Origin of the sequence: Streptomyces sp. SP17BM10, from assembly GCF_036322405.1 — a bacterium.
Lineage (GTDB): Bacteria > Actinomycetota > Actinomycetes > Streptomycetales > Streptomycetaceae > Kitasatospora.
This window is the reverse complement of record NZ_JAQYXB010000471.1, coordinates 44,963-71,685: the sequence shown is the minus strand read 5'-3', so window position 1 is coordinate 71,685 and position 26,723 is coordinate 44,963. Positions and strand designations below refer to the sequence as shown.

20 protein-coding genes are annotated in these 26,723 nt (G+C 74.5%); 4 read left to right on the top strand and 16 right to left on the bottom strand.

Annotated features, from left to right (window positions below; all coding sequences use genetic code 11):
• Positions 1-122: 122 nt before the first annotated feature.
• A complete protein-coding gene (locus tag PUR71_RS06830) occupies positions 123-842 on the bottom strand; it encodes a dienelactone hydrolase family protein (RefSeq protein ID WP_329925432.1) in 720 nt (239 codons plus the stop codon).
• 236 nt (positions 843-1,078) lie between these two features.
• Here PUR71_RS06830 and ligA point away from each other — a divergent pair, with 236 nt between their 5' ends.
• Both ligA and PUR71_RS06820 read left to right on the top strand, forming a co-directional pair.
• Positions 1,079-3,127: an NAD-dependent DNA ligase LigA gene (gene ligA, locus PUR71_RS06825; RefSeq protein WP_329925431.1), complete on the top strand. Its 2,049-nt coding sequence runs from the start codon at positions 1,079-1,081 to the stop codon at positions 3,125-3,127.
• A gap of 272 nt (positions 3,128-3,399) precedes the next feature.
• Positions 3,400-4,158: a putative protein N(5)-glutamine methyltransferase gene (locus PUR71_RS06820; protein ID WP_329925430.1), complete on the top strand. Its 759-nt coding sequence runs from the start codon at positions 3,400-3,402 to the stop codon at positions 4,156-4,158.
• 48 nt (positions 4,159-4,206) lie between these two features.
• Here the strand turns inward: PUR71_RS06820 and PUR71_RS06815 are convergent, their stop codons facing one another.
• The 5 genes from PUR71_RS06815 to PUR71_RS06795 form a co-directional block, all read right to left on the bottom strand.
• Entirely contained in the window at positions 4,207-5,229 is a 1,023-nt protein-coding gene (locus PUR71_RS06815) for a polyprenyl synthetase family protein (protein ID WP_329925429.1), read from the bottom strand.
• A gap of 236 nt (positions 5,230-5,465) precedes the next feature.
• Positions 5,466-6,242: an anti-sigma factor family protein gene (locus tag PUR71_RS06810; RefSeq protein ID WP_329925428.1), complete on the bottom strand. Its 777-nt coding sequence runs from the start codon at positions 6,240-6,242 to the stop codon at positions 5,466-5,468.
• Positions 6,239-6,799: a sigma-70 family RNA polymerase sigma factor gene (locus tag PUR71_RS06805; protein ID WP_329925427.1), complete on the bottom strand. Its 561-nt coding sequence runs from the start codon at positions 6,797-6,799 to the stop codon at positions 6,239-6,241. Before PUR71_RS06805 ends, PUR71_RS06810 begins: the two co-directional genes overlap by 4 nt.
• A gap of 57 nt (positions 6,800-6,856) precedes the next feature.
• The gene (locus PUR71_RS06800) at positions 6,857-7,897 is read right to left on the bottom strand and encodes a DUF1996 domain-containing protein (protein ID WP_329925426.1); all 1,041 of its coding nucleotides are present in this window, start codon (positions 7,895-7,897) and stop codon (positions 6,857-6,859) included.
• Positions 7,898-7,975: 78 nt separating this feature from the next.
• Positions 7,976-8,599 (bottom strand): hypothetical protein, encoded by a 624-nt coding sequence (locus tag PUR71_RS06795; RefSeq protein WP_329925425.1) that lies wholly within the window; start codon positions 8,597-8,599, stop codon positions 7,976-7,978.
• A gap of 174 nt (positions 8,600-8,773) precedes the next feature.
• Between PUR71_RS06795 and PUR71_RS06790 the strand changes: the two genes are divergently transcribed.
• Together PUR71_RS06790 and PUR71_RS06785 are read left to right on the top strand one after the other, a co-directional pair.
• Complete coding sequence (locus tag PUR71_RS06790; RefSeq protein ID WP_329925424.1) at positions 8,774-9,538, top strand: YqjF family protein; 765 nt, start codon at positions 8,774-8,776, stop codon at positions 9,536-9,538.
• 71 nt (positions 9,539-9,609) lie between these two features.
• On the top strand, positions 9,610-10,068 hold the full coding sequence (locus PUR71_RS06785) for a hypothetical protein (RefSeq protein ID WP_329925423.1): 459 nt from the start codon (positions 9,610-9,612) through the stop codon (positions 10,066-10,068).
• Between the two features lie 111 nt (positions 10,069-10,179).
• On the opposite strand, the gene PUR71_RS06780 is transcribed toward PUR71_RS06785, so the two are convergent.
• From PUR71_RS06780 to PUR71_RS06735, 10 genes are all read right to left on the bottom strand, one after another.
• Positions 10,180-10,689, bottom strand: a complete 510-nt coding sequence (locus PUR71_RS06780) for a hypothetical protein (RefSeq protein ID WP_329925422.1) — start codon at positions 10,687-10,689, stop codon at positions 10,180-10,182.
• A gap of 43 nt (positions 10,690-10,732) precedes the next feature.
• Positions 10,733-15,478 carry a WXG100-like domain-containing protein gene (locus PUR71_RS06775; protein WP_329925421.1) on the bottom strand — a complete coding sequence of 1,582 codons (4,746 nt, stop codon included), beginning with the start codon at positions 15,476-15,478 and terminating at the stop codon, positions 10,733-10,735.
• Entirely contained in the window at positions 15,475-15,840 is a 366-nt protein-coding gene (locus tag PUR71_RS06770) for a WXG100 family type VII secretion target (protein ID WP_329925420.1), read from the bottom strand. Before PUR71_RS06770 ends, PUR71_RS06775 begins: the two co-directional genes overlap by 4 nt.
• A gap of 2 nt (positions 15,841-15,842) precedes the next feature.
• Complete coding sequence (locus PUR71_RS06765; RefSeq protein WP_329925419.1) at positions 15,843-16,304, bottom strand: YbaB/EbfC family nucleoid-associated protein; 462 nt, start codon at positions 16,302-16,304, stop codon at positions 15,843-15,845.
• Between the two features lie 67 nt (positions 16,305-16,371).
• Positions 16,372-19,227 (bottom strand): WXG100 family type VII secretion target, encoded by a 2,856-nt coding sequence (locus PUR71_RS06760; RefSeq protein ID WP_329925418.1) that lies wholly within the window; start codon positions 19,225-19,227, stop codon positions 16,372-16,374.
• Positions 19,228-19,352: 125 nt separating this feature from the next.
• Positions 19,353-19,955, bottom strand: a complete 603-nt coding sequence (locus PUR71_RS06755; RefSeq protein ID WP_329925417.1) for a hypothetical protein — start codon at positions 19,953-19,955, stop codon at positions 19,353-19,355.
• Positions 19,956-19,957: 2 nt separating this feature from the next.
• Entirely contained in the window at positions 19,958-20,245 is a 288-nt protein-coding gene (locus tag PUR71_RS06750) for a WXG100 family type VII secretion target (protein ID WP_329925416.1), read from the bottom strand.
• A gap of 55 nt (positions 20,246-20,300) precedes the next feature.
• Positions 20,301-20,642: a WXG100 family type VII secretion target gene (locus tag PUR71_RS06745; protein WP_329925415.1), complete on the bottom strand. Its 342-nt coding sequence runs from the start codon at positions 20,640-20,642 to the stop codon at positions 20,301-20,303.
• Positions 20,643-20,706: 64 nt separating this feature from the next.
• Complete coding sequence (locus PUR71_RS06740; protein WP_329925414.1) at positions 20,707-24,003, bottom strand: right-handed parallel beta-helix repeat-containing protein; 3,297 nt, start codon at positions 24,001-24,003, stop codon at positions 20,707-20,709.
• Positions 24,000-26,723 (bottom strand): hypothetical protein, encoded by a 2,724-nt coding sequence (locus PUR71_RS06735; RefSeq protein WP_329925413.1) that lies wholly within the window; start codon positions 26,721-26,723, stop codon positions 24,000-24,002. Before PUR71_RS06735 ends, PUR71_RS06740 begins: the two co-directional genes overlap by 4 nt.

Genomic DNA, 26,723 nt, shown 5'->3' with positions numbered 1-26,723 from the left:
CCGCCGCCGACCGTACGCCGCCACCCGACACGCCGCCCCGCGCGGCGACCGGGTGACGGCGGCGGCCCCTCTGCTACGTCAGGTGCCGGCTACGTCAGGTGCCCGGTCACGTCAGATGCCGGTCACTTCAGGTGCCGGTCGTAGAACCGGCCCTTGTCCTCGGCCTCGAACCACGGGGTGCCGACGTGCCCGCCGGTGTTGGCGTGCATCGTCTTCTCCGCGCTGCCGAAGGCGTCGAAGAGGTCGAGGGCCCGCTGCCGTGGGTTCCCCTCGTCGTCCCACTGGAGCAGGAACAGCAGCGGGACGGTGACCCGCCGCGCCTCCTCGCGCTGGGCGAGGGGCACGTAGCCCCCGGCGAAGAACGCGGCGGCCGCGATGCGCGGTTCGGTCACCGCGAGGCGGATGCCGAGGGCCGTCCACCCCGAGTACCCGACCGGGCCGTGGATCCCGGGCAGCGCGAGGACGGCGTCCAGGGCGGTCCGCCACTCCGGGACCGCGCTCTCGACCATGGGGGCGACGAAGGACTCGAAGATGTCGTCGACCGGCTCGCCGGCCCGCATCGCCCGGCGGAGCTCGGCGCGGGCCGAGTCGTCGGCGGCGGAACGGGGGCGGTCGCCGCACCCGGCGGCGTCGATCGTGGCCACCGCGTAGCCCTGCGAAGCGCAGTGCCGGGCCCGGGCCACCAGCCGGGGTTCGTTCTTGGGCAGGCCGTTGTTGTGGGCCATGAGGATCAGGGGAGCGGGCGTGGATCCGGGCGTCCACAGGGTGCCGGGGATCTCGCCGAGGGTGAATTCGCGTTCGAGGACGCCGTTGTCGAGGCGCTGCTCGGAGGTGAACCGCATGGTCGTGCCTTTCGGGAGTGCACTGGAACGGCGCTCCCGGACGACCTACCGCCCGACCGTGACCCCGGAGGAGAGCACCCATGTCGAAACTGTGTTCACGGGTACCACCTCCTCGTTCTCTCGCACGGCCTCCGGCAGGTTAGCAGCGGTAGCGGCGGGCCGCCAACGCGTTTTCCGCACGGCTCCCACGGCCGCACCGGAAGTCGAATGTCAGTCCGACTCGCGATGATGGCGTCATGAAGGACATCGCCTCCACGGCCTCCCCTGTCGCCCTGACCTCGACGGACGCGTACGCCGACGCCGTCGCCACCGCCGTGCGCGCCGCCGCCGCGTACTACGCCGACGGCGGCACGCCGCTCGGGGACGACGAGTACGACGCGCTCGTCCGCGCGATCGAGGCGTACGAGCTGGCACACCCCGACGAGGTGCTGCCCGAGACGCCGACCGGGAAGGTCGCGGGCGGCGCGGCCGTCGGGGACGTGCCGCACAGCGTGCCGATGCTCTCGCTGGACAACGTGTTCTCGGCCGGGGAACTGGAGTCGTGGGCGGCCGGCCTGGAGCGCCGCCTGGGCAGAGCGGTCGCGGCCTGGTGCGTCGAGCCGAAGCTGGACGGCCTCGCGGTGGCGGCCCGGTACCGGGCCGGGCGGCTCGCCCAGGTGCTCACCCGGGGCGACGGCCTGGCGGGCGAGGACATCACGCACGCCGCCGACTCCGTCCTCGGCCTGCCGGCCCGGCTCGCCGAACCGCTGGACGTCGAGCTGCGCGGTGAAGTCCTGCTCACCCACGAGCAGTTCGAGCAGGCCAACGCCGTCCGCACGGCCCACGGCGCGACGCCCTTCGCCCACCCGCGCAGCGGCGCCGCCGGCACCCTGCGGGCCAAGGACCGCCCTTACCGCGTCGAGCTGACGTTCTTCGCCTACGCCGCCCTCGGCCTGCCCGGCCTCGACCACGCCGCCCTCCTCGCCCGGCTCGCCGAGCTCGGTGCGAACACCGCCGCCACCACGGACGCCGCGCCCCGCCGCTGCACCACCCTCGCGCAGGCGCAGCAGCGCATCGACGAGATCGCCGCGCTGCGCGCCGCGCTGCCCTTCGGCATCGACGGCGTCGTCGTGAAGGCGGACGCGGTGGCGGACCAGGAGGAGGCCGGCTCGGGCTCGCGCGCGCCGCGCTGGGCGGTGGCGCGCAAGCTCCAGGCACAGCACAAGGTCACGCGGCTGCTCGCGGTGGAGTGGAACGTCGGCCGCACCGGGATCATCGCGCCGCGCGCCGTCCTCGAACCGGTCGTGATCGACGGCGTGACCGTCACGTACGCGACGCTGCACAACCCGGCGGACATCGGGCGCCGCGGGCTGATGCTCGGCGACCAGGTGTTCGTCTACCGCGCGGGGGACGTGATCCCGCGCGTGGAGGCGCCGCTGGTGGACGAGCGCACCGGCGCCGAGCAGCCGATCGTCTTCCCCGAGGTGTGCCCGCGCTGCGGCGACGCGATCGACGCGTCCGAGCAGCGCTGGCGCTGCGTGCGGGGGAGGGGCTGCCAGGCCGTCGCCTCGGTGATCTACGCGGCCGGGCGCGACCAGCTCGACATCGAGGGCCTCGGCGGCACGCGGGCCGTGCAACTGGTGGAGAGCGGCCTCGTCAACGACATCGCCGATCTGTTCACCCTCACGAAGGAGCAGCTGCTCACGCTCGACCGCATGGGCGAGACGAGCGCCGACAACCTGCTCGCCGCGCTGGAGACGGCCCGCCTCCGCCCGCTGAACCGGGTGTTCTGCGCGCTCGGCATCCGCGGCACCGGCCGCACGATGTCCCGCCGCCTGGCCGCCCACTTCGGCAGCATGGCCGCGATCCGGGCCGCCGACGCGCAGGCGCTCGCGGGCGTGGACGGCATCGGGGTCGAGAAGGCGGCCGTCATCGTCGCCGAACTCGCCGACGTCGCACCGCTGCTGGACAAGCTCGCGGCCCGGGGCGTGGGCCTGGAGGTCACCGAGCCGACGGCGCCGGCCGCCGCCACCGCCGGGGGCGAGCCTGCGGCCGGCCCGCTCGCCGGGGAGGCCGTCGTCGTCACCGGCGCCATGACCGGCGCCCTCGCCGACCTCTCCCGCAACGCGATGAACGAGCTCGTCGAACGCGCCGGCGGCAAGGCCTCGGGCTCGGTGTCCAAGCGCACCACCCTCGTCGTCGCGGGCGAGAAGGCCGGCTCCAAGCGCGCCAAGGCCGAGGAGCTCGGCATCCGGATCCTCACCCCGGAGGAGTTCGCGGCCCTGGTCGCCGAGTTGCTGGACTGAGAGCCGCGCCCCGGTCACGCAGAGGTGCGGTAGGGTGACCGACGTCGAGCAGAACCGCGATCCAGGGAGGTGAGACCCATTTCCGGTACGTCCGAGCGGGTGCTCCCCGGGTCCGGTCGCAGAGGCGGCGCGTCGCGCGCGTGAGGCGCGAGCGCGTCCCGTTCTCACGGCGACAGTCCTCGTGGAGGCCCTGACGGAGTCGTTCAGCTTCTCCCGAGCCCCTCAAGAGGTTCCCTTTGTCGGTCTTCCCCTCCGCAACCCTCCGTTCCTCCGTGACCTCGCGCCTGCGCACCGCCGGCTGCGTCTTCGCGGAGGACGAGGCGCGGATCCTCCTCCGCGCCGCCGCCACCCCGGCCGAGCTCGCCGCGATGGTGCGGGCCCGGGCCGCCGGGCGGCCGCTGGAACACGTCGTCGGCTGGGCCGAGTTCGCGGGCCTGCGGATCGCCGTCGACCCCGGCGTCTTCGTGCCCCGCCGCCGCAGTGAGCACCTCGTCGCCACGGCCGCCGCGCTCACCGGCCCGGACGCCGTCGTCATCGACCTGTGCTGCGGCAGCGGGGCCCTCGGCGCCGGGCTCGCGGCCGCCGCCCGCGGCGGGGTCGAGCTCCACGCCGCCGACGTCGACCCGGCCGCCGTCCGCTGCGCCCGGCGCAACCTCGCCCGCTACGGCGGGCACGTCCACCAGGGCGACCTCTTCGCCGCCCTGCCCGACATCCTGCGCGGCCGCGTCGACGTCCTGCTCGCCAACGTCCCGTACGTCCCCACCGCCGACATCGGCCTCCTGCCGCCCGAGGCCCGCCTCCACGAGGCCCTCCCCGCCCTCGACGGCGGCACCGACGGCCTCGACGTGCTGCGCCGCGTCGCCGCCGACGCCCCGCAGTGGCTCGCCCCCGGCGGTTCGCTCCTCTTCGAGACCAGCGAACGCCAGACCCCGGCCGCCCTCGCCGTCGCGGGGGACGCCGGGCTGCGTGCCACCGCCTCCCACCACGAAGACCTGGACGCCACCGTCATCACGGCGACCCGCACCGGCTGAACGGCGGTGGCCCCGGCGGGGCCGGCGGGACGTTCCGCCGGCCCGGGGTCAGACCAGCTCGTCGGTGATGGCTTCGAGGAAGACGGTGAGTTCGGCCCTGGCGGCCGGGTCGGGGACGGCGCCGGGCAGGGCGCGGCCGGCCAGGTGGACGTGCTCCCTGATCCGGTCCTCCAGCCAGGCCCGGCCGCCGCACTCCTCGATCAGCGCGGCGACCCGGGCGAGTCGGGCGTGGTCGGGCTCCGCGGTGTCGTCGTAGAAGGCGGCGAGCTGGTCCCGGGCGGGCCCGCGGGCCTGGAGCGCGTGGGCGACGAAGGCGCGGCTCTTGCGTTGGCGAAGGTCGGCGAAGGAGTCCTCCAGGGAGTCGCGCGAGCGGCTCCAGACGCCTTCCCAGTCGTCGAAGAACGCCATCGCCATGCCGGCGTGGTAGCCGAACTCCTCCGTGGCGGCGACCTGTTCGTCGGTGGCTCCGCGCACGAGGGCGCCGACCATGGAGACGCCCGCCGTGGGCAGGGCGATGGTGCGCTCCAGCAGGTCGAGGGAGTTCCGCAGGTCCATGCGGGAGGTGCCCTCGGAATCCAGGTCGCGGATCTGGCCCGCACAGCACTCCCGGACGGCGACGGCCGCGCGCCGGCTCAGCTCCACCGCCACCCGCGGTTCCTCGTCGGCGAGGAGTTCGAAGGCCAGACTGTGGACGGCGACGCCCACCTGGATCGCGGCGGGCGTGCCGAAGGCCGTCCAGAGCGTCGCGCGGCCCTTGCGGATCAGCTCGCGGTCGATGATGTCGTCGTGGATGGTGCCCGCGGCGGACAGCAGTGTGCCCGCGACGGCTGCGTTGCGGACGGCGTCCCAGTCCTCCTCGGTACTGCCCGCGCAGAGCAGCGACATCAGCGCGGGACGCCGCCGGAACCCGATCGGGGTGGAGGGCCGTCCGTCGGCGTCGATCCACCCGAAGTGGTACTCCGTCATCCGCCGGACGGGCTGGCTGAGCCTGCTCGTCGCCCCGCGCAGGGCGGGCTCCAGGTAGGCGATCACGTCTTCGGTGATCCGCTGCGAGGTTCGTACGGTCCGCAAGGCGCTCTCCAGCAGTGGTGGGGGAACGGATCCGGGTGCTCGGCGGCTCGGGCGGGAGAGCCGGCCGGGTGACGGCGGGGAAGGCGGCCGTGCTCTCCGTGATCGATCGAATGCACCCTGTTCCACCATGAGGGGCCGTCGCGGGGGATTCCGCAACCTCGCGGTGGAGGCCACCTGCCCGGCGCGTCCGCGCCACTCGGGGGCGGACGCACCGGGCGGGCCCGGCGGCGGGCGGCCTACACCGGGACCGTCACGAAGGTCTGGCCGGACTCGTTCACGACCGACACCGAGGCCACGTCATCCGGCGCGACGATGGCCGAACCATCCAGTGCGGTACCGGACTTGGCGCCGGTCGCGGAGACCAGCCAGCTCCCCGCGTCCGCCGTTGCGCCGCTCCTGCCCTTGACCACCAGGTGGCAGCGCTGGCCGGCCGGGACGCCGGTGACCGCCGCGTTCACCCGCACCCAGCCCATCGCCGGGGTCACCGTCAGCGTCATGCGGGCGCCGGTGGCCGGGTCCGTCGCGGAGCCGGTCCTGGTCCCGGCGGGTGGCGGGGTGGCCGGGGCCGTGGTCGGGGCCGGGCCGGCGGCCACCGGCGGTTCGGCCCCGGTGGCGCGGCCCAGCACGACCCCGAGGACCAGCGCCGCTGCCGCCGCCACGGCGGCGACCGCGCCGATCCGGGCCCGGCGCCGGCGCAGCGCCGAGCCGCGTTCCGTGCGGGCCCGGCGCAGGGTGCGCTGCAGCAGCAGGTCGCCGCCCTCGGGCGGGCCGTCCAGGAGCAGTTCGGGCGGCACCTCGCCCAGGGCGGTCTCCAGCTCCCGCAACTCGGTCACCTCCTGGCGGCAGGCCGGGCAGTCGGCCAGGTGCCGTTCGACCGACGCCGCCTCGGCCGGGTCGAGCGCACCCAGCACGTAGGCGCCGATCGGTTCCGTGCTCCACCCGTGCGGCGTCGTGCCCGCGCCGTCCGTGTCCACGTCGTTCCTGTTCGCGTCGTTCGGGTCGTCCCTGGTCACACCGACACCTCCTGCCACGTTCCCGTCCTGCCGGTGTACGAGCGTTTGAGCGCCCGGAGCGCGTAGTGCGCACGGGACTTGACCGTTCCGGCCGGCACCCCGAGCTGCTCCGCGGCCTCGGATACCGACAGCCGTTGGAAGTAGATCGAGCGCAGTACCGCGCGGTGCTCGGGCGAGAGCCGCTCCAGTGCCTGCGACATCACCAGCGCCTCGACCACGCCCTCGGCGTGGTCGTGCTCGACCGGCACGGTGGCCGTCGCCTCGGAGACCTCCGCCACCTCGGCCGGCCGGGCGGCCCGGGCCCGGAACCGGTCGGTGATCAGGTTGCGCTCCACGGTGAGCAGCCAGCCGCGCACCGACCCGCGGGCCTCGGTCAGCGCTTCGGGGTTGCGCCAGGCCCGGATCAGCGTCTCCTGGACGGCGTCCTCGGCCGCCGCGCGGTCGCCGGTGAGCCGGACGGCGTAGGCGAGCAGCGCGGCGCCGTGCTGCTCGTAGAGCGTCCGGATCAGCGCTTCGTCGGCGGCGTCCTGCCGCGTGCCTGATCGTGTCCTCGCCATCCGCCATTCCTCCGTCGTCGGGTGCCAGGTGAAGCACGTACGCGGGGGCCGTCCGGTTCAATCGGATTCCCGGCAGGTCCGGTTCTGGTTCAGGCAGGCGACCACGCCGGCCATCTGCCGGTCGGTCATCAGGCCGATGAAGACGGCGTGGTCGGTGAGCGGACTGTGCTGCTGCTCGGGGAAGGCGTCCAGGGCGAAGGCCCGGGGCGGCGGCGGGTGGTAGCCCACGGTGACCCGCAGGTGCGGGACCGGGAAGGTGTCGTGCGGACAGACACCGTCGGGGGACGGGAAGCGCACGTGGGAGCGGTGGCCGGAACTGTCCGTGCTGCGCCCGTCCCAGCAACTGGGGAAGTCCAGGGTGCGGGTGAGGAGGCTCCCGGTGGGGCAGAGCGGGTAGCGGTCGGTGGTGGTGCGGCCGGCGAAGCCCGTGCAGCCCCAGCGGGCGCCGGCGTCGGCGCCGCCGTCGGTGGCGGCGGTCGGGTCGCCCACCAGCATCCGGAGGAAGCGCGGCATCGGCACGACCTTGGCCCACGGGTTGCCGAGGTACTCGATGGTGACCGTCTCGGGCGTGAGGATCTCGCCGGTGTTGCCGTGCGGGTCGTCGTCGGGGGCCGCGGTCGTGGTTCCGGTCGCGGTCCGCGGTGCGACGCGGTCGGTGCGGCGCAGCACCGGCCAGTAGTAGGTCGATCGGTCGCCGTCCGTGCAGGTGGTCGCGGCGGCGGCGAGGCTGTCGTCGGTGGAGTCCGCGTCGGTGGAGAGGTTGCCGACGTAGTCGTGCACGTGGTGGGCGCCGCCCACGGTGCCGGGCGAGACCACCACGTTGTCCGCGTTGCGGTGTCCCTCCTGGTTGCGTCCGCAGTCCTGCGCGTACGAGCCGGTGGAGGCGTCCGGGCCGGGGGCGCCGGCGGCGCCGGGAGGGGCGGGTGCGGCGACGGCGGTGATGTCGACGGCGGTGATGTCGACGAACCTGGCCGTCGGCTCCGGCCCGTCCGGCCAGAGCCTGACCGCCAGCAGCGAGAGTCCCAGGGCGAGGCAGAGCAGGACGCCGACCGGGAGCGCGACGCCCCCCAGCCGTTGGTGATCACGTTCCCGGTGCACCGCGACAGTCTGGGTGACGGGCCGCCGCAGGGGCAAGGCGGCCCGTCACCCTCGCCCCCCGGCGCCGGGCGGGACGGGTCAGTAACCGCCGGAGTAGCCGCCACCCTGCGACGCGGTGGACGAGGGGGCCGCGGCGGGGGCCTGGGAGGGCGCCTGGCCAGGGGTGCCCGCCGCCTTCTTGCCCTCGGGCGTGCTCGCGAACCAGGTGCCGCCGACGCCCTGCCCGCTGGTCTGCCCGGCCGCGGTGTCCCCGGCGAAGCGGTAGAGCGGCCAGCCGTTGAGGGTCACCTGCTTCGTCCCGTCCGGCCTGGTCACGCTGCCGACCAGGGCGGAGTCGACTCCGGTGACCTTGACCGCGTCCTGGGCGGTGAGCGGCGGCCACTTCGCCGCGCAGGCGTCGGTGCAGGTGCTCGCGGACGGCTTGGCGGTGTCCTTGTCGAAGCGGTACAGGGTCCGGCCGGCGGAGTCGGTGACGATCGGCCCCAGCGTGGCCGAGGTCGCGGCGACGATCCGCACCCCGGCGGCGTCGCCGCCCGCCGGGGTGGACGCCGCGGCCGGCGGGGCGGCGGCGGTGGAGCTCTTCCCGCCGTAGCCGCTGCTCGTGTCGGGCCCGCAGGCGGTGGCGGCGAGCGCCAGCAGGGCGACGCCGGAGACGGCGACCAGACGGCGGGCGGCGCGGGTGGGGACGGTGACGATGGGCATGGCGAACTCCCCCTGAGCGGGTGTGTCTGAGGATTCGGGCGGTGCTGCCCGGTGCACTCTCCACACGGATCCGCGGCGGGATCGGTTCAACGCGTTCGGAAAATTCTTCGATCTCCACGGTCGGGCCCCCGGCCCGCCGGAAGGATCGATGTCGAACCGTGCGACGCTGGAGCGATGCCGACCGTCTTCTCCCCCGTGGAGCCGATAACGCCCGATCCCGTGGGCGACGTGCCGAGCACGCTGCTCACCCAGTCCTGGCTCGACCTGTCGTTCCTGCACTGGGCCGCCGACCCCGCGGACGTGGCCCCGCTCCTGCCGCCCGGGACCACGCCGGACACGCACGGCGGCCTCACCTACATCGGCCTGGTGGCCTTCCGGATGCACCGCGTGGGCTGGTTCAAGGTGCCGGGCGTCCCGTACCTCGGCACCTTCCCGGAGACCAACGTGCGGCTGTACTCGGTGGACCGGCACGGGCGGCGCGGCGTGGTGTTCCGCTCCCTGGAGGCCTCGCGGCTGCTGCCGGTGGCCATCGCCCGCAGCGCCTTCCGGTTGCCGTACATGTGGGCCCGGATGGAGATCCGGCGCGACGCGGACACCCTCACGTACAGCAGCAGGCGGCGCTGGCCCGGACCGCGCGGCGCCCGCTCGCGGATCGCCGTCCGCGTCGGCGAGCGGATCGGGGAGCCGACCGCCCTCGAACACTTCCTGACCGCCCGCTGGGGCATGCACAACGCCTTCTTCGGCCGGACGATGCACCTGCCCAACGTCCACCCGCGCTGGCCGCTGCACCGGGCCGAACTCATCGACTTCGACGACGAGTTGGTGGCCGCGGCCGGCCTGCCGGCGCCGGCCGGGCCACCGGTGAGCGTGCTGTACTCCCCGGGCGTACCGGTCCGCTTCGGGCCGCCCACCCGCCCGGGCGGCCTGCCCACCCCCTGAGCGCTACCCCTTGCCAGGAGGCTCCGGCCCGCGCTTCGATGCCGGGAAGCGAGGGATGGGAGGGGCTTCCCGTGCAAGAAGTCTGGTTCGCCGACGTCCTGCGGCACCTGCGCGTGCTGCTCGCCGCGTTGCCACCCCTGATCGAGGACTACCGCGAGCGGCGCATCGCCGACGGGATCGGAGGCCTGCTGGAGTGGACGCTCCCGTGGGGCACGGACGACGGCGTCGGGAACGTCCGGCTCACGCTGGTCGAGGTCCCCTCGGGCTGGGGCGAGCGCAAGCGCGTGCGGGTGGTCGTGGCGGCGGACGCGAAGGCGTTCCACGAACGGAAGGGCTCGGACGACCTGCCCCTGCCCCGCTACGACGAGAAGGCCCGCCGCCCCCTCTGGTTCCCCCGGAGCGCGAGCCTGTCCCGTGACATGGCCGAGTACCTGCTCGACCACGCCGACGGCGACGCGGGCTCGCTCCGAGCGGAGGCCGGGAACGCGGCCAGCTTCACGGTGGTGTACCTGGCGGCGGAGGCCGGGTGATTCCGCCCGGACCGGGGTCCGGGAGCGGCATGATCGCGGACGTCATGATCACCGGACGGGCGGCCGGCAGGAGGCCCGACGCGTCGCCCGCGCGGGACTCGACGTCCACCGTCAGGGCTCCTCGGGGCAGAGGTGGGTGTACTCGTGGGCGTGGGCGCTGTAGAGGGTCGGGTGATCCGGGTCCTCCTGCGTCGTGAAGACGAAGTCCACCGTCACGTCCGGGAGTTCGGCGACCGTCGTCCGCATGGTGAACTGCGGGAGGGAGTGGGCCTCGGGGACCCGCTCCCAGGGCACGCCGGCGGCGGCGAACGCCTCCGAGAGCTCCCGGAAGCCGGGCGGGCCGGGGAAGGTGCCGTACTCGCCCGGCCCGCCGACCGGGAGGACCACTTCGTCGGGCCACGTCCGCACGCTGACGCGGCCGATGATCCCGCACCGGCACACGTCGACCGACATGCACCCGTACCGGAACCACACCGGCCACGGCAGGTGCTCGGCGACGCGCCCCGAGTCCTCGGCCTCCCCACGCCCGGCCACCGGATACGGCCCGAGCGGCCGCAGCCCGGCGAAGTCCCCGGTCGAGCCGTACCGGGTCAGGAGGTCCACGAGCGTTGCTGTCGTCATGCGTTCATGATCCCACCGGTGGCCCGGGGCGGTCCGGCATCGGTCACTTCAGGCCCAGCTTCTTCAGCGCCTTCGGGGGGATCACGAGGTGCCAAGTCCTCGTGCCGTCCGGATTCGGCCGGAGTTCCTTGCCGAGGAGCGCCGCCGCCTTGCTCGGCGCCTCCGTGACGAGCCTCGTCCACAGACGTCCCACCACGCTGTCCGGCGGGTACGTGTCGGGCGCCTGGGGGAGCGGGATGCCGAACTTGCTCCCCTTCGCCGCCGCGATCTGGTTCAGGACGGCCATCGCCTCGGGGTCGTTCTGGATCGCCGGGACGTCGAGGACGGGCCCTGGCTGCGCCTGGGCGTGCCCCTGCGCCGGCGCGGCGGCAGCGGACGAGGAGGATTCCGCGGGGGCGCTCTCGGTGACGACCGGTGGGGGATCCGTCGGGACGTAGTTCCGCTGGATTTCCTCGGCGTTGGTGCGGTGCTGCTCCAGGGCGCGGTCGATCAGCGGGCCGTAGACGTCCTCGCCGCTCACCGGGTGGACGGGGCGGGAGAACGGGTCGTAGTCGACGCCGAAGTTCGCCGCCATGTCCATCACGAAGTGGAAGCGGTGGATGTCGGTGATGTCGCGCCGGTAGTCGGTGTACCAGAGGCTGAACAGGGAGTAGGCGAGGGCCTTCTTCTCCTCCGGGGTCGCGCCCGCCTCGTGGGCGAGCCTGATCATCTTTCCGGTGGTCCGCGACGGGCCGAGCGAGATCGGGTAGCCCAGGCGGCCGGCGGTGTCCACCTGCGGGTTCAGCTGGTTGGGGGTCGCGTCCCGGCCGCGGAAGGTCTTGTCGACCGGTTCGCGCGTCATCGGGGGCGGCGTGAAGGGGGGACCGCCAGCCGGACTGGTCCAGCCCGGGTAGTGCTGTTCGGTGGCGGAGTCGGGGGCGTCGCTGAGCACGTAGCCCCGGAACTCGATGTCCTCCGGCCCCTCCTTGACGATGACGAAGTCCTTGAGGTCGTCGTGGTTGTACATGAGTTCCGCCACGTCGTGGATGGCGGAGACCAGCGTGGGGAACCCCTCCCCGTGGGGGGCGCCGAGGATCTGGTCGATCGTCTTGTCGCCGAAGTCGATGTACGGCAGGTAGAGGCGCGGTTTCTCCGCCAGACCCCTGGTCGTGGTCCCGAGCTCCGTGTCGAACGTGTCGTTGTGGTGCTGGTTGAGCCAGGGGACCAGCTTGTTGGTCACGAAGTCCGAGACCTTCGCGTGAACCTGCGGGTCCTGGCTGATGTCGATGGCGAGGGCGCGCTCGATCTCGACCATCGGCAGGGACTTGACGCGGGCGATGACCGCCGCGGCCGCCTGGTCGTCCGTGGGGTAGTAGCGGGCGAGGACGTCCGAAGAACCCGCGGGGCGGGGGGTGCCGTCCGCCTTCGGGACGCTCGGCTTGGGCGCGCTGATCCAGTCCTTGAGCACCTTGACGATCGCCGGCCGCTGGGCCGGGTCGTGCCACTGGCGGCCCAGGTCGGAGTTCGGGTCGAGCGATCCGCCGATGGTGTGGTAGCTGCGCTCGGCGTCGTCCGGGACGGTCTTCCCGATGGTCAGGACGTGCGGCGCGTCCCAGCGGGCCAGGTCGTCGGCGTCGAGGTGGGGGAGGTCGGTGCGGGTGGCGCTCTCCGGCGCGTCGGCGGCGCCGTGCGGGTGGTCCTTGAGGACGGCGGTGTGGTCCACCGTGTCCTCGATGGTCTCCAGGTAGCGCCGGGGCACCTCGCCGGAACCGCTGAGGTCGTGGCCCATCAGGCCGTCGCGGTGGACGGCCGGGCCGTCGCCGTGGCGGCGGAACAGGCTCGTGTTGTCCTCGTACTCGTCCTTGAGGCCCAGGTAGTGCAGGACCTCGTGGACGACGCGGGGCATGTGGGTGTCGTCATGCGCCGGGTCGACGGGCACGTTCCAGGAGCGCTGGTCGAGCGGCACCTGGTGGTCGTTGCGGCCGATGGTGATGGCCTCGGGGTGGTCGTCGCCCGCGACGAGCTTCAGGTCGAGGTGGAACTGGTCGCCGGAGCGCGGGAGTTCGAGGCCGCCGTTGAGGTGGTCGTCGATCGCGCGCTGGATCCGCTCGTGCACGCCGGCCAGCTCGCCGGCCGACATGCCGCTGTGCCCGAGGTGCACCGGCAGTTCGACGGTGTGGTGGCGCACCCACGTGCCGTTCTCGGCCTGGACGCGGCGCACCACGGAGCGGACCAGGGTCTGCGAACCGGCCAGCGAGTGCGGGGCGTTGCCCTTGAGCGGGTCGCGCGCGGGGTCGAAGCGCTCGGTGTGCACGCGGGCGGTCGGCGCGCCGTCGAGGTGGGAGCGCCAGTCGGGCGAGGCCGGCTTCGGCACCGGGCGGGCGGCCGGTTCGGGGGTGGGGGTGGGCTCCGTGAGGTGCACCTCGGGGACACCGGCGGAAGCGGTCTGCTCGTGGACCTCGTGCGCCGGGCCGGGGTCGCTCTCGAGCCGCGGGGGCGGCGGCAGTTCGACGCTCACCGCGACGTGGTCGCCGGTGTGGTCGGGCGAGCCCGGTTCGAAGTCCTGGTTGCCGCGCGAGCGCGGGACGACGGTGACGTCCTCGCCGCGCAGCACCACCGGGCCGTCGCTCTGGAGGGTCTCCAGCCGGTCCTTCAGCTCGCTGCGCAGGGCGGTGGCGACCGCTTCGGCGCGCTCCTGCCCCAGCTTGAGGGACTTCCCGAAGTGGGGGAGGCCCTGGTCGAGGACGTTCGCCCGCCCTTCGACGGTCACCACCGGCGGGCCGCCGCCGTCGCGGGCGTTGCGCACCCCGAGGTCGGCGACCTGGCGGGCGGTGGTGTTCAGGGCCTGCTGGCGGGGAGCGGTCAGGTCGGCGGAGCCGCCGTCGAAGGCGATCGGGCCGAGGTCGACCCGCACCGGCTCGTGCGGTGCCAGGGGCAGCGGGGGCTCGGGCGGCGCCGTGTGGGGCGGGAGCGGCGGTGGGACGTCAGGGGTCGCGAAGGTGTGCTCGGGGCCCGCGTGGTGGACGTCGACCGGGCCGGTGGCGACGTGCTCGGCCGGCGTGTGGTCGACGGGCGTGTGGTCGACCGGTGTGTGGACGGTCTGGGGTTGGTCGACCGGGGCCTGGGGGGCGGGGTTGCTCTCCGTGGGGGTGACGGTCGGCTCGCTGCTGGTGCGCACGGGGGCGGCGGCTCGAGTGTCCGTCGAGGTGCCGGTGTTGCCCGTTTCTGTGGTGACCCGGGGGGACTGCGCCGGTGCTTGTGCCGGAGCCTGCGCCCGTCCTTCGGCGGGACGGGTCTGGTTGGCCGTGGTCGTGCCGCTGTTGCCGCTGGTGGCGGGCGAGTTGGTGGCGGGCGAGTTGGTGGCGCGGTTGGTGTCGGTGGCGGTCGTCGTCGGCTTGTCGGCGAGAGCGGGTCCGGTGATCCCGCTCGTACCGGGTGTCTCGGCGGGGCGGGTGTCTGTGACGGTCGTGTCGGTCGGCTTGCTCTCGAAGCCGGGGAGGCCCACCTCCTGGTGGGCGGTCGGGGCCGAGGTCATGGTGTCGCTGCCGTGGAGCCCGGATCCCGTCGTGGTGCCGGTCTCGCCTCGCGAGGCCGTCGTCCGTGCGGGCGTCTCGACGGTGGTGTCCGTGGTCCGGGGGGTGGTCCGCTCCTGCGTGCCGACGGAGGAGTCGGGCTGCCCGTGGGTGACCTCGCCCGTCGTGTGGCCCTCGGCGACGGACGGCGTGGTGACGGTGCGAACGTCGGGCGTGCCGACGGAGTGCGTGCCGGTGTCCCCGGCGACCGTCACCGGCCGGGTGTCGGACGTCGGGTCCTTGACCCCGGCGGTGTCGTGGCCGGAGCCGGTCCGGATCGGGGCGGGGGCGGCATTCGACGCATGCACGTCCGGCGCATGGACGTCCGCCGGGTGCACGTCCGGCGCATGCACGTCCGCCGGGTGCACGTCCGGCAGGTGGAGGTCCGGAGCCTTGATCTCCTTGAGGTTGACGGGGTCGATCTTGGTCTTCCCCTCCTCCCCGCCACGCCCGTGCTTGCCGCCGCCCAGGGCGCCGACCAGGCCGGAGGTGATGGCCGAGGTGTAGTCCGCGTCGCCGCCGAAGACGGCCGTCATGGTGGCGGTGGTGAGCACGCCGGTGGCGCCGCCGACGGCGAGCTTGCCGATCAGCGAGCCGGCGAACTTCGGCGCGAACGCGCCGAGTCCGCCGCCGAGGATGCCCCCGATGGCGCCGCCGATCGCGCCGCCCTCCACGGCCTGGACGGTGCTGTCGGTGTCCCACTTGGTGCGGTCGTGGAGGAGCAGGATCTGGATGCTCTGGATCAGCGCGTCCATGCCGACCATGAACCCGACGCCGGAGATGACCGACACCAGCAGCCGGCGCAGGATCATCTGGACGATCAGTCGCGCAGAGGTGATCGCGGCCGGGATCGCCTCCGGCGCGGCGAACGACAGTGTGCTCAACTCATAGGCGAGCCAGATGAGTTGGGCGAGGACCATGAGTTTGGCGTATTCGACCTGCACCCCGGTGTTGTCGCCCAGATCGCCGATCTGGTTGGCGGCCTCGGCCATCTGCGGCAGGTTGGTCTGCAACTGCTGGGTGAAGGAGTGGAACTGGTCGGCGACCGGGCCGCTGATGCTGTTCAGCACGCCGTGGGTCGCCGGACCGATCTCCTTGGTGATCGAGTCGAGCTGCTGGGCGGTGTCGTACCAGGCGGCGCCCAGGGCCCGCAGCTTGTCCTCGTCACCCTTGGGCCAGGACTGGCCGACGGCCAGCCGGGCGACCCAGGCGATCTCGGGGGGCAGGTCGATGCTCATCGGTGCACGGGCCCCTCGGGCGCGGGCCGGTGCTCGCCGGCGCCGGTGTTGATCCGGCGGACGGACTCGACGTTGGTGTCCTCCAGGCGCTCGAAGTTGACGGCCATGGTGCGGATGCCCTCGGCCGTGCTGTGCACCACCTGGCCGATGCCGCCGATGCCCTTGTGGATCTCCTGGTGCGGGGCGTCGTACTGCTTGAAGAACTCCTCGCCGGTGGCGTCGTCGCCCCAGCACGGGCCGAGGTCGGACAGCCGGCCCTCCAGCCCGCTCGCGATCCCCTTGAAGCGGGCCGCGAGCTGCTGGACGTAGGGCAGTTGGAGGTGGAGTCCGTCGGTGTCCACCGAGAACGGCTCGTTCGCCATCGTCAGCCCTCCGTTCCGGTCGGCCGGCCGCTGCGGCGGTTCGTCGCGGGGCCGCCCGCGGCGAGGTAGTCCCGCACCGAGTCGGGCATGGTCGGGTCCTCGGAGAGCAGGACCGTCGGGTCGGCCTTGCCCTGGAGCAGGTCGGCGACGGAGACGCCGGGCGGCAGGCCGAGCGAGGTCAGCTCGGCGACCTGCTGGAGCGCCTCGGCGCGGGCCTGGCGGATGGTGGCCAGCAGCAGTTCGGACAGCTCCTTCGGCGCCATCCGGCGGAAGGCGCCGGTGGGGAAGTCGATGGCGGTGACCTCGCCCTGCGCGCTGACGGTCACCTCGACGGTCTGGCGGGGGGCGGTGGCGGTGGCGGTGACCTCGTTGATCCTGCGCCGGGTCTCGACGGCCTCCTCGCGCTGCCGGTGGTACAGCGCCAGCAGGTCCTCGATGCCCTGGTCGTACGGTGTGGTGCTCATGCGCCCCTCCTCGGGGGTGTCGTGCGCTCTCGCGGGCCCGGGGGCCGAATGGGGGTCGGGTGCTCCGTCAGCCGAGGGCCGAGAAGCCCTCCTTGGGTGCGCTGCCCCAGGCGTCGCTCTCCTGGACGAGCAGGTCGGCGATGCCGCGGGGCGCCTCCGGTTCGGTCTCCGGCTCCTCGGTCGACTCGTCCTCCATGAGGAGCGGCTCGTCCCCGTCTGCGCCCGCCCCGCACGAGACGGTGGCGGGGTCGAAGGCGAAGGCCGACTGGCCGGGAGCGGCGGCGGCCGGTGCGGAACGGTCCGGCCGCCAGACCGCGAACTGCGGCTCCTCCGGCTCGGGCCGGCCCGCTTCCCCGCTCCAGGTGGCCGTCGCCTCCGTCGTGTAGCCGGGGGCCATGACCTCTTCCTCGTCCTCGGTCGGCACCGTCCAGAGCAGCGGGACGAAGGCCGAGCCTGCCGCCTCCCAGGCTTCGTGCTCCTCGTGGTCGCCGCTCTCGGTCGGCAGGGGCAGCGGCGTGGAGAGCGGGTCGACGTGGGCGGGCGTGGTGGCGGCGGGGGCCGGGACCACCTCGGCGAGCTCGAGCACCGGCTCGCCCACCGGCTCGACCTCGGCGGTCGCGGATGCCTCCGCCTCCGCCGTGCCCTTCTCCTTCTCCTTCTTCTCGCCGGTGGCGGTGGTGGCGGCGACCGCGACAGCGGCGACCGCGGCCGCAGCGACGATGACCGGCGCGACCGGGGCCGCGGGCTCCTCCCACTCCGGCACGACGACCGGCGCGGCCGGTGCGGTCGGTGCGGTCGGTGCCACCGGCAGCGGCAGACCGTCCGAGCCGAGGACGGCCTGCTCGGCCGCAGCCTCCTGCCCGGGTCCGGTGCCGAGGGGTTCCTCGCCGGACACCGTGACCGGGCTGTCGCCCGTCGTCGTGAGACCCGGGCCGCCGGCGAGGGCACCTGCGGTGATCTCCTCCTCGACGGCGTCGAGTTCCTCCGCCCACGGCTCGATGTCGCTGTCCAGCAGGCCGGAGGCGTCGCTGCGTTCGCCCGGTGCGTTCTGCCCGGCCGCCGCGCCGCCCATGCCGGGCATCATCGGCATCCCCATGCCGGGAGCCTCGGTGCCGCCCGCCGGGCCACCGGTCTCGCCGAAGCCGGGCAGGACGGTGGCGCCGGGCGCGCCGAGCCCCGGGCCGTCCAGGTCGGCGGTCCTGACCGGCGGGAGGTCCAGGGCCGCGCCGCCGGCGGTGGTGCCGAGCGGGGAGCCGACCTCTCCGTCGGTGAGCGGGCTACCCGCCCACGGCTCGCCGTTCGCGTCCAGCAGGCCGGAGGCGTCGCTGCGTTCGCCGGGGGTGTTCTGGCCGGCCGCGCCGCCGCCCATGCCGGGCATCATCGGCATGCCGCTGCCCAGGCCGGCGCCGGCGCCCGGGCCCTCGGAGACCAGGCCGGTGCCGCCGGCGGGGGAGAAGGCGCCGGGGAGCCCGGATTCCGTCGTGGTCCGGCCGGGGAAGGCGGTGGCGTTGCCGAGGGCGTCGGTCTGGCCGGGGAAGGCCGTCGGGGCGCCGGTGTCGATGCCGCTGCCCAGCCCGTCGCCCAGCCCGCTGCCGAGGCCGTCGCCGAGCCCGCTGCCCAGCCCGTGCGAGCCGGTCCCGGAGCCGACGCCGGTGGCGCCGGGGAAGGCCACCGGCTTGCCCGAGCCGAACGTGCCGTGCGGGGAGGAGAGTTCGCCGGCGCCGCTGCCGGTGCCGGTCTGGCCGGGGAACCGGGCGCCCCGGGCGTTGGTGGTCGTCCCCGGCGTGCCGATCGGCGCGATGCCAGGCAGGTGGCCGAGCTCGCCCAAGCCGGTACTGCCGGGGAAGCGGACGCCGCTGCCGGCGCCCGGGTTGATCGCGTGGTCGAAGGCGAGCGGGTCCAGTCCGGCCGTCTCCGGTGCGCCGGTGCCGGGCCCGCCGGTGCCGAGCTTGCCGGGGAACGGCAGGCCGCTGACGGGAAGACCGTTGCCGGGGCCGCCGGGGACGTGCAGGCCGCCGCCGTGGCCCGGACCGTCGCTCAGCGCCGAGAAGTTCTTGAGGCCGCCCGCACCGGGGCCGTGACCGGTCCCCAGGTCGCCGGGGAAGGGCTGCGGCGAACCGCTGAACTTCTTCAGGTCGGGCATGTTGAAGCCCTTGCCGTTGCCGACCGTGTTCGGGCCGCCCTTCTCGAAGTCCTTCAGGTCGGGCAGCTTGGTGTTCGGTCCGCCGGTGTCCGGCTTGTTCTGGCTGGTCGGCGGGGTGATCGGGGCCGGGGCGCGGACGGAGTCGATGGTGACCTGGTACTCGCCGGCCAGGCTCTTCAGCACCTTGCGCATGTCGGCGGTCATCATCTTGACCAGCTCGGGCTTCTGGCTGATCGGGATGAGGCCGTTGTCCATCGCGTGCACGCCCTGGGCGATGGCCTGGTTGGCGTACCAGGTGTCGATCTGCGAGATGAGGTTCTGGGCGTTGGTGAGGTTGACCGCGTTGTCCGCGAGCTGTTGCGGCACGGAGTAGGTGTGGGTCGAACCGCCGGACAGGACGTCGGCGGTGGCCTGCACCTGCTTGGAGAAGCCGGTCAGCATGGTCGTGAAGGCGTCGGCCGCGTCGCCCTTCCACGGGCCGTGCTCGCCGGCCAGGGCCTTGCCCTGGTCGACGAGGCTCTGGGCGATGCCGGCGAGGACCAGCTGGATCTGGTAGAAGGCGTCGGCCGCGTTCTGCAGCGACTGAGGGTCGGAGACCGACTTGCCGTGGCCGCTGTCGTCGCCGGTGCCGGCGGCCATGCCGTTGATGGCGGCCTCGATCTGCTTCCAGTCCCAGGTGTCGTAGTCGCCCGTCGAGCCGGGGTCGGTGCCGGGCGCGCCGTAGACCGCGCCGTCGTTGCCCTGGTTGAAGCCGTTGCCGTTGTAGTTCGGGTCGCCCATCGCGCCCTCTCCCTCCTGTCGTTCCGCTGTCCGCCGGCGGTCCGGCCCGGTGTCCCGGTCCGGTGGTCCCGCCGGGCCCCCCGCGTGCGGTGCGGGGGGCCCGGACGGGTTCCTGCACGGGGCCGTCAGGTGTTGCCGTTGCTCGGCTTGCCGCCGCCCCCGCCTCCACCGCCGCCCCCGCCACCGGGGGCCGGGGTGCCCCCGGCGTCGGTGACCAGGGCGCCGAAGTCGGCCGTGGAGTTGCCCATGAAGGTCTGCAGGTCGGTGACCGCCATGTGGTTGGCGTCCTCGATGGTCTTGTACTTCTTCGCCAGGTCGAGGACGCCCTGCTGCAGGTCGGTGAGACCCTTGGCCAGGTCGTCCAGCACCTTCTCGAACTGCTTCTTCAGCCCGTCGTCCCCGTTGGGGCCGTTGACCGAGATGCGCATCTTGTTCGCGTGGTAGAAGGCGCCGGGCGCGATGTTGACCGCGTCCAGCAGCTTCCGCGCGTCCTTGGTCGGCTGGATGAGCAGTCCGATGTTGGTCGCGAAGTGCTCCATCGACGCGGTGTCCACGGACGTCCCGCTGTGGTCACCGGCCGGGGGCGGCACCGGCGGCGCGGTGAACGTGGTGTGGGCCGTCGCCGTCCCCGTGCCCGTCGCGTCGGGCACGCTGGTGCTGCCGTGGTACGGGTTGATCGGCGGCGGCGGGGGCTTCGGCTTGTGGTGGACCGGAGGGATGTAGGGCATCGTCAGCCCCAGAGCTGAACGCCCTGGCGCTCACCGTTGGAGTAGTACTCGTTGATGGTGCCCAGCATCTGCACGGCGGTGGCGGCCTTGGCCGTCATGTCGGCCGCGGCCTGGTCCCACTGCGCCTTGACCTGGGTGTAGGTGGCCTGCGCGTCGCTGGTCCACGCCTGGAGGTTGATCTTGGCCTGGCTGTCCAGATCGGCCAGGGTCTGGTTGAGCTTCTGGGTGATGGCGTTCATCTCGCCGACGATGTAGTCGACTTGCTCCATCTGGACCGTGTACGTGCTCATGCTGTTCGCTCCTGTGATTGTGAGGGGTGGGGTGCCGAGGCGGTTGGCCGCGGGCTCAGACCGGGAAGCCGGGCAGGCCGGTGACGCCCGAGGCCATGGCGGAGGCCACCTGGCCGGCGATCTGCTGGGTGTTCTCGTGGGTGTTGGCGTACACGTTGGTGTTGGCCGCGAGCTTCTCCAGCATCGTGGTCAGCGCCTGGTTGACCTTCTGGAAGTCGGCCAGCCAGTCCTGCATGGCCTGGTGGTAGATCTGCGCGGCCTCGCCGCTCCAGCTGCCGCGCAGGCCGTCGATCTGGCCCTCCATCTGCGCGTACGAGCCGCTGGCCTCGTCCAGGGCGGTCTGGAAGGTGCCCTGGGCGGCCGTCATGCCCTGGATTTCCACGGAGGTCAGTGCCATGGGTACGTCCTTTCATTTCGGGGGTCGCACGGCGCTCGCGCCGTGCGGGGTCACGGAGCCGGGGTCAGGAGTGCACCAGGGGTGCGGTGCCCGGCGTCCGGGGCTCTTGGGGGGCCGGGACGGCCTGCGGCGGCGCGGCCGGCGCGGTGGGAGGGGCGGGCACGGGCGGCAGGTCCTCGACGGCGACGGTGCGCGCGCGGGCCGAGCGGGCCAGCGCGTCGCCCAGCCGGTGCGCCGCGAACGCGCCGCCCTGCGGCGGTTGCGCGGAGTACCGCGCGACCAGTTCCGTGCCGGCCGCCTCGCCCAGCTGGAAGCCGAGCGAGCGCAGACGGCGGTCGGTGAGCGTCACGAGCTCCTCCGCGCGGTACGCGGCGAGTTCGACGTTCTCGGCGAACGCCTCCATCAGGTCGGTGTGCTCGCCCAGCACCTCCATGACGTGCGGCGTGCTGCCGCTCAGGGCCAGGACCACGCCGGGCCCCGCGGCGACCAGCCGGGTCAGCGAGGTCAGCACGGCCGTCCGGGCGGCGGGGGCGCGCTCGGCGAAGGCGGGGTCGAGGTCCAGCAGGAGGAGCCCGCCCTCCGCCTCGGCGCAGGCGGCGGCGAACCGGAAGCCGGGCTGCTCGGCCCACCGGGCCGGGACGGTGGAGAGCGCCAGCCGGTGGGTCACGCCGGTGGGCAGCAGGCCGAGTTCGGCGAGGCCGCGCCCGTACAGCCCGGCGAGCGCGCGGCGGCCGCTGCCGGGCGGGCCCTGCAGGATGACGTTGCCCAGGCCGGCCAGCGGTTCGCCGGCGTCGCGCAGACGGGCCAGCTGCGTCAGGCGGGAGCGGAGCGTGCGCCGGGCGCCGTCCAGGCCGACGAGGCCGTCGATGCGGCGCAGCGCGGGCGTGTCGGGCGAGGAGGCGCCGTCGCCCACGGGGGCGGGCGTGGCCGGTGGTGCCGGCTCGGGGGCCTGGGCGGTGGGCTGCCCGCCGGCCTGCTCGCCGGGGACGGTGATGACGTCCTCGCTGCTGAGCCGGCTCAGCTCGCTGTCGTCGGTCGGCGGGTGGACGGCCAGTCGGGACGCCTGCCGGCTGATCATCTCCTCGAAGACCTGCCGGGCGACGCGGCCGTTGCCGAACGTGGCGCCCTTCGGCACGTCCTCGAAGTAGCGGTTGAGCGCCTCCAGGGCGCCGGCGTCGAGCTCGTAGAAGTGCTTGGCGCACAGGCCGCGCACGATCGTCACCAGCTCGGCGGGGCTGTAGTTGGGGAACTCCACGCTCCGGGCGAAGCGGGAGGCCATGCCCGGGTTGGAGGCGAGGAACTGGTCCATCTGCGCCGAGTAGCCGGCGACGATGACGACGATCTCGTCGCGGTGGTCCTCCATCAGCTTCATGAGGGTCTCGACGGCCTCCTGCCCGAAGTCCGGGCCGCTGCCCCGGGACTGGTTGGTCAGGGTGTAGGCCTCGTCGATGAACAGGACGCCGCCGAGCGCCTTGGTGAAGACCTCGGTGGTCTTGATCGCGGTGCCGCCGATGATCTGGGCGACCAGGTCGGCGCGGGCCACCTCGACGATGTGGCCCTGGCTGAGGATGCCGAGCTCGGCGAGGACGGCGCCGTACAGCCGGGCGACGGTCGTCTTGCCGGTGCCGGGCGGCCCCGCGAACACCAGGTGGCGGCTCATCGGCGGCATCGGCAGGCCCATCTCCTGGCGCCGCTGGGCCATCTTGTTGACGTTGATCAGGCCGGTGACCTCGTGCTTGACGCTCTCCAGGCCGACCAGCGCCTCCAGTTCGGCGAGCGGCCCGGTGCCCAGGTGGCGCGGCGCGCCACCGGGGTCCGCCGGTCCGGGTTCGCCGCCCGGCGCGGGCGCGGTCCGCTCCTCGCCGCCGGTGTCGAGGCGCTCGACGCTGACGCGCCCGCCGGACTTGAGCTGGTGGACCGGGGTGCCGCCGTTGTCGCGGATCTCGCAGTCGTGCACCCGCACCGGCTCGTCGGTGTTGCAGCGCACGCCGTCGCCGGAGTTGTCGAAGACGGCGCAGTTGTCCAGCTCCGCGCGGGAGGACGCCTGGACGTTCAGGCCGTGGCCGCGCGCGCCGCTGATCCGGCAGCCGACGGCCGTCACCGCGCCGCCGCCCGAGACCTTGATGCCGTCGGCGTCCGACCCGGCGAACCCGCTGTCGCGGGCGGTGAGTTCGCAGTCGGGGCCGACGACGGTCCGGCAGCCCTCCAGGAGGGAGCCGGTGAGCTCGGCGCGGGCACCGCCGGCCATCGCCAGGCCGGTGCCCGCGGTGGCGCGCAGGCGCAGCCCGGTGAGCGAGGCCTGCGCGCGGTCGGCGAGGTCCACACCGATGCCGCCAGGGCCGCCCTCCATCGTGAACTCGCCCTGCCGCAGCGTCAGTTTGGCCCCGCCGGTGGCCCGCGCGGCCACCCCCGCGCCGGTCACCGTGAGGTCGGCGCAGTCCGCCTCGCCACCGGCCTCGACCAGCAGGCCCACCGGCGTGCCGGCGATCCGGCAGTGCTCCAGCTGCGCCCGCGAGCCCGCGGTGACCTGCACGCCGCCGCTCGTGGCGCCCTCGACGACGCAGTTGCGCAGGAGCGGGGTCGCGCCGCCGCTGACGTGGACGGCCTGGCCGCCCGAGCCGGTGAACGTGCAGTCGGTCAGCAGGGTCTGGACGGTGCTGGTGAGGTAGGCGTCCAGGGCGGCGCTGCCGGTGACGGTGAGCTTGCGCAGGTCCGCGCGGCCGTTCTGTTCGACGGCGATCGCGGGCTTGCCGCTGCCGTCGATGCGGCAGGACTCGACCAGTGCGGTGCCGTGGCCGTTGACGCAGATCCCGTTGCCCCTGGCGCCCTGGACGGAGCACTCGCGCACGGTCAGCCGCCCCTGCTCGGCGACCACGACGGCCGACGAGCCGACGTCGGTGATCTCGCAGCGCTCCACGACGTTGCCGCCGCCGGAGGTCACGACGATCCCGGCGCCCTGGGTGTTGGTCACCTTGCAGTCGCGCAGGCCGAGCACGCCCTCGTGCCAGGCCAGGACCGCCGCCCAGGCCTCGCCCGCGACCCGGCAGCCGTCCAGCACGGCCTGTCCGCGCCGCACGTCGAGGACCGGCGCCTCGCGGTCGGCGCCGCTCAGCAGCAGGCCGGACAGCTGGACGGCCTCCGCGTCCAGCACCACCGTGCTGCCGGCCGAGGAGTGGATCTGCACCGTGCCCGCCGCGCCCTCGGCGGCCAGCGTCACCGCCTTGGTGACCGTGAGCGCCTCGTCGTAGCGGCCCGGTGCGACGGTGATCAGCGCGCCGTCCACGGCGTCGGCCAGGGCGGCGGCGATGGACCGGTGGGCACCGGGCCGGTCGGCGGCCACCAGGAGGACTTGCCGGGTCACTTCTCTGCTCCCTCGATAGGTGCACGGGTGCCCTGGGCGGCACGGGCCGGCGGCACGGGCGTCGTGGTGATCAGTCCGGGCGGGGCGGCGAGCGGAGGGCCGCCCCGCGTCGGGCTCCCGGTGGGCAGTTGCTCGGCGGCCTGGGTGAGGCCCTCCAGGGCGATCTCGTCCAGGGGCAGCCGGGGGGCGTCCGGGTCGGCGTCCTCGTCGCCCTCGGACGGCAGCAGCTCGCGCAGCAGCACGGGTTCCGTCGCGGATCCCGCGCGCAGCACCTTGAAGGTCGTCCCGGGCGGGAAGAGCACGCGGTCGGGGTCGGAGGGGTCGAGCAGGCTCGTGCGGCGCGCGGTCATCGACCAGATCAGGAAGTCGGTGGTGCCGTCGCCGGGCGTCTCGGGCACGGTGATCCGCGCGGTGCAGAACGCCCACTCGGTGGCCGCCCGGCCCTCCTCGTACCAGTCGAGCTCGGAACGGGTGACCGAGGCCCGCAGCAGGGCCACGCCCCGGTAGGAGGGCAGCCGGAACAGCCCGGACGCCACGCAGCGGGCCAGCGGTACGTGCGGGCCGGCCGAGCCGGAGCGCACGGCGGCGTCGACGGCGGCGCTGTCCCCGTAGAGGTAGAGGCGCACGGCGACGAGGTCGGTGAGGGCGTCGCCGTCCAGGGCGCGCGAGGCACTGCGCAGGCCGGGCGACTCGGACATCACCCGGGCCACCGTGCCCGCTACGGCGTGGTACTGGGCGCTGAACTTGCGCCGCACCCAGTCCCGTTCGCGCTCCAGCCCGCGCTCGGGCGGCAGCGCGAGGGCGGCGGCCGACGGGACGGGCTGGACGCGCACACCCGTCGCGAGGGCGGCGACCGGGGGGACGGCGGGCGTGGTGGGCGCGGCGGGTGGGGGCGTCGGGGCGTCGACGGAAGGCGCCGGCTCGACGGGCGGCGGCGTGGCGGGCGCGCCGGATTCCAGCCGGATCATCCGGGGCATCGCCGGGGCGGGCGTCGGCGGTTGGATGTCGTCGGTGTCGGTGTCGGTGTCGGTGTCGATGTCGGTGTCGGTGTCGGGGGCGGTCAGCGGTTCGGCGGGCGGGGTGGCCTCGAGCGCCGGGGCAGGGGCGTTCGAGGGCTCGATGGACGGCAGCTTCGGCAGGGCCGGCGGCACGGCCTCGGGTCCTTGGGTTGGGGCGGGCGTCGGCGGTTGGATGTCGTCGGTGTCGGGCGCAGTCGGCGGTTCGGCCGGCGGGGTGGCCTCGGGCGCCGGGGCAGGGGCGTTCGAGGGCTCGATGGACGGCAGCTTCGGCAGGGCCGGCGGGACCGCTGCGACCGGCGGGACCGGTGCACCCGGCGCAACCGGCGGGACCGGTGCCACGGGCTCCGGCGGAGCGACGGGCACGGGCGGCGCCGACTCCAGCAGGGACGTGAGGACCGGGGGAGTCGTCGGGGCGGGCGCGTGCTCGGGAGCGGCCTCGGACTCCGTTTCCAGCACGGGCACCTTCGGCTCGAACGCCGGAGCCGGCCAGTCGGCGACCGGGCCGGGGGAGGACGTCGCCAGGGACGTCGGCAGCGGCAGCGGCGCGGAGGCGGACTCCGCCACCGGCTCCGGAGCGCTGACCGGCACCGGATCCAGCTCGACGACCGTCCCGGCGGCAGGCGTGGGCGAACTCCCCGGCACCGGACCCAGCTCGACGACACCCTCCGCAGCGCCCGTCGACACGGGCACAGGCGCGACCACGGGCGCCGGCGCCTCGACGGACGCGACCGGCGGCTCCACCACCCGCACCGCAGGGGCGTCCGCGTCCGCGTTCCACGCCGGCGGCTCAGCCAGGTACCCGGGCGCCGGGGAGTAGATCACCTCGCCCTGGAGCGCCGGCCCGCTGCCCGCGCTGCCGGCCGCGCCGGCGGCCTCGGCCGCATCCGAGGCCGCCGGCCCCGGCGACAGCACGACGCGCTGGCGCAGCGCGTCCGCGAGCACCTGGCCGAGCGCGCCGCTGCCCTCCGGCAGCGCGACCGGCCCGAAGTGGACGAACCGCACCCCGGTGCGGGCCGAGGGCAGGACGGTGCCCCAGAAGCGGGTCACGTCGGCGAGCGGCACGGCGGGTCCGCCGGGGCTGCCGAGGACGACGGTGAGCGCGTTCGGGTGGCCGGGCAGCGCGGCGATCAGCCGGCGCCGTCCGGCGGCGAGTTCGGCGGGCCGGGCGCTGCGCACCCACACGCCGCCGGGCACGGGCTCGACGACGCCGAGCGGGCTGGTCTGCCAGATGCGGTCGTAGGTGGCGAACTCCCACAGCGGCTTGGGGTAGCGGTGCGAGTCGCGCTCGGCCGCGCGGCCGGGCCGCAGGCGCAGCCAGCCGGTGCCGCTGTCGGCGGGGACGAACAGGCCGCCGCCGGCGGTGGGCAGCGCCTCGCCGTCGGGGGTCAGGACGGTCCGGTTCAGCTGGTCGGCGATCCGCTGGCCGACCGGCGGGCCCTCCACCGAGGGGTGGAAGACCAGGCGGAGGCTGCCGGGGCGGCGGGCGAGCAGGTCGGCGAGCGCCGGCCAGGCGGTGTCGAGGTCGGCGGGCAGCAGGTCCACCACGACCAGCGTGTGCTCGGGGTCGGGCGTGAGCGCGCCGGCGAAGGCCAGCGCGCTGGGCTCCGGCGGCCCCTTGGGGTGGACCAGCAGCGCGTGGCCGGCGGTCCGGATCCGCAGGGCGGGGCCGGCGGAGCGGGCCGGCTTCATGGCGAGGCGCAC

Excerpts from the sequence above, each read along its gene's own strand:
- PUR71_RS06830 (WP_329925432.1), bottom strand. The coding sequence starts at position 842 with ATGCGGTTCACCTCCGAGCAGCGCCTCGACAACGGCGTCCTCGAACGC.
- ligA (WP_329925431.1), top strand. The coding sequence starts at position 1,079 with ATGAAGGACATCGCCTCCACGGCCTCCCCTGTCGCCCTGACCTCGACG.
- PUR71_RS06805 (WP_329925427.1), bottom strand. The coding sequence starts at position 6,799 with ATGGCGAGGACACGATCAGGCACGCGGCAGGACGCCGCCGACGAAGCG.
- PUR71_RS06795 (WP_329925425.1), bottom strand. The coding sequence starts at position 8,599 with ATGCCCATCGTCACCGTCCCCACCCGCGCCGCCCGCCGTCTGGTCGCC.
- PUR71_RS06790 (WP_329925424.1), top strand. The coding sequence starts at position 8,774 with ATGCCGACCGTCTTCTCCCCCGTGGAGCCGATAACGCCCGATCCCGTG.
- PUR71_RS06780 (WP_329925422.1), bottom strand. The coding sequence starts at position 10,689 with ATGACGACAGCAACGCTCGTGGACCTCCTGACCCGGTACGGCTCGACC.
- PUR71_RS06775 (WP_329925421.1), bottom strand. The coding sequence starts at position 15,478 with ATGAGCATCGACCTGCCCCCCGAGATCGCCTGGGTCGCCCGGCTGGCC.
- PUR71_RS06770 (WP_329925420.1), bottom strand. The coding sequence starts at position 15,840 with ATGGCGAACGAGCCGTTCTCGGTGGACACCGACGGACTCCACCTCCAA.
- PUR71_RS06765 (WP_329925419.1), bottom strand. The coding sequence starts at position 16,304 with ATGAGCACCACACCGTACGACCAGGGCATCGAGGACCTGCTGGCGCTG.
- PUR71_RS06760 (WP_329925418.1), bottom strand. The coding sequence starts at position 19,227 with ATGGGCGACCCGAACTACAACGGCAACGGCTTCAACCAGGGCAACGAC.
- PUR71_RS06755 (WP_329925417.1), bottom strand. The coding sequence starts at position 19,955 with ATGCCCTACATCCCTCCGGTCCACCACAAGCCGAAGCCCCCGCCGCCG.
- PUR71_RS06750 (WP_329925416.1), bottom strand. The coding sequence starts at position 20,245 with ATGAGCACGTACACGGTCCAGATGGAGCAAGTCGACTACATCGTCGGC.
- PUR71_RS06745 (WP_329925415.1), bottom strand. The coding sequence starts at position 20,642 with ATGGCACTGACCTCCGTGGAAATCCAGGGCATGACGGCCGCCCAGGGC.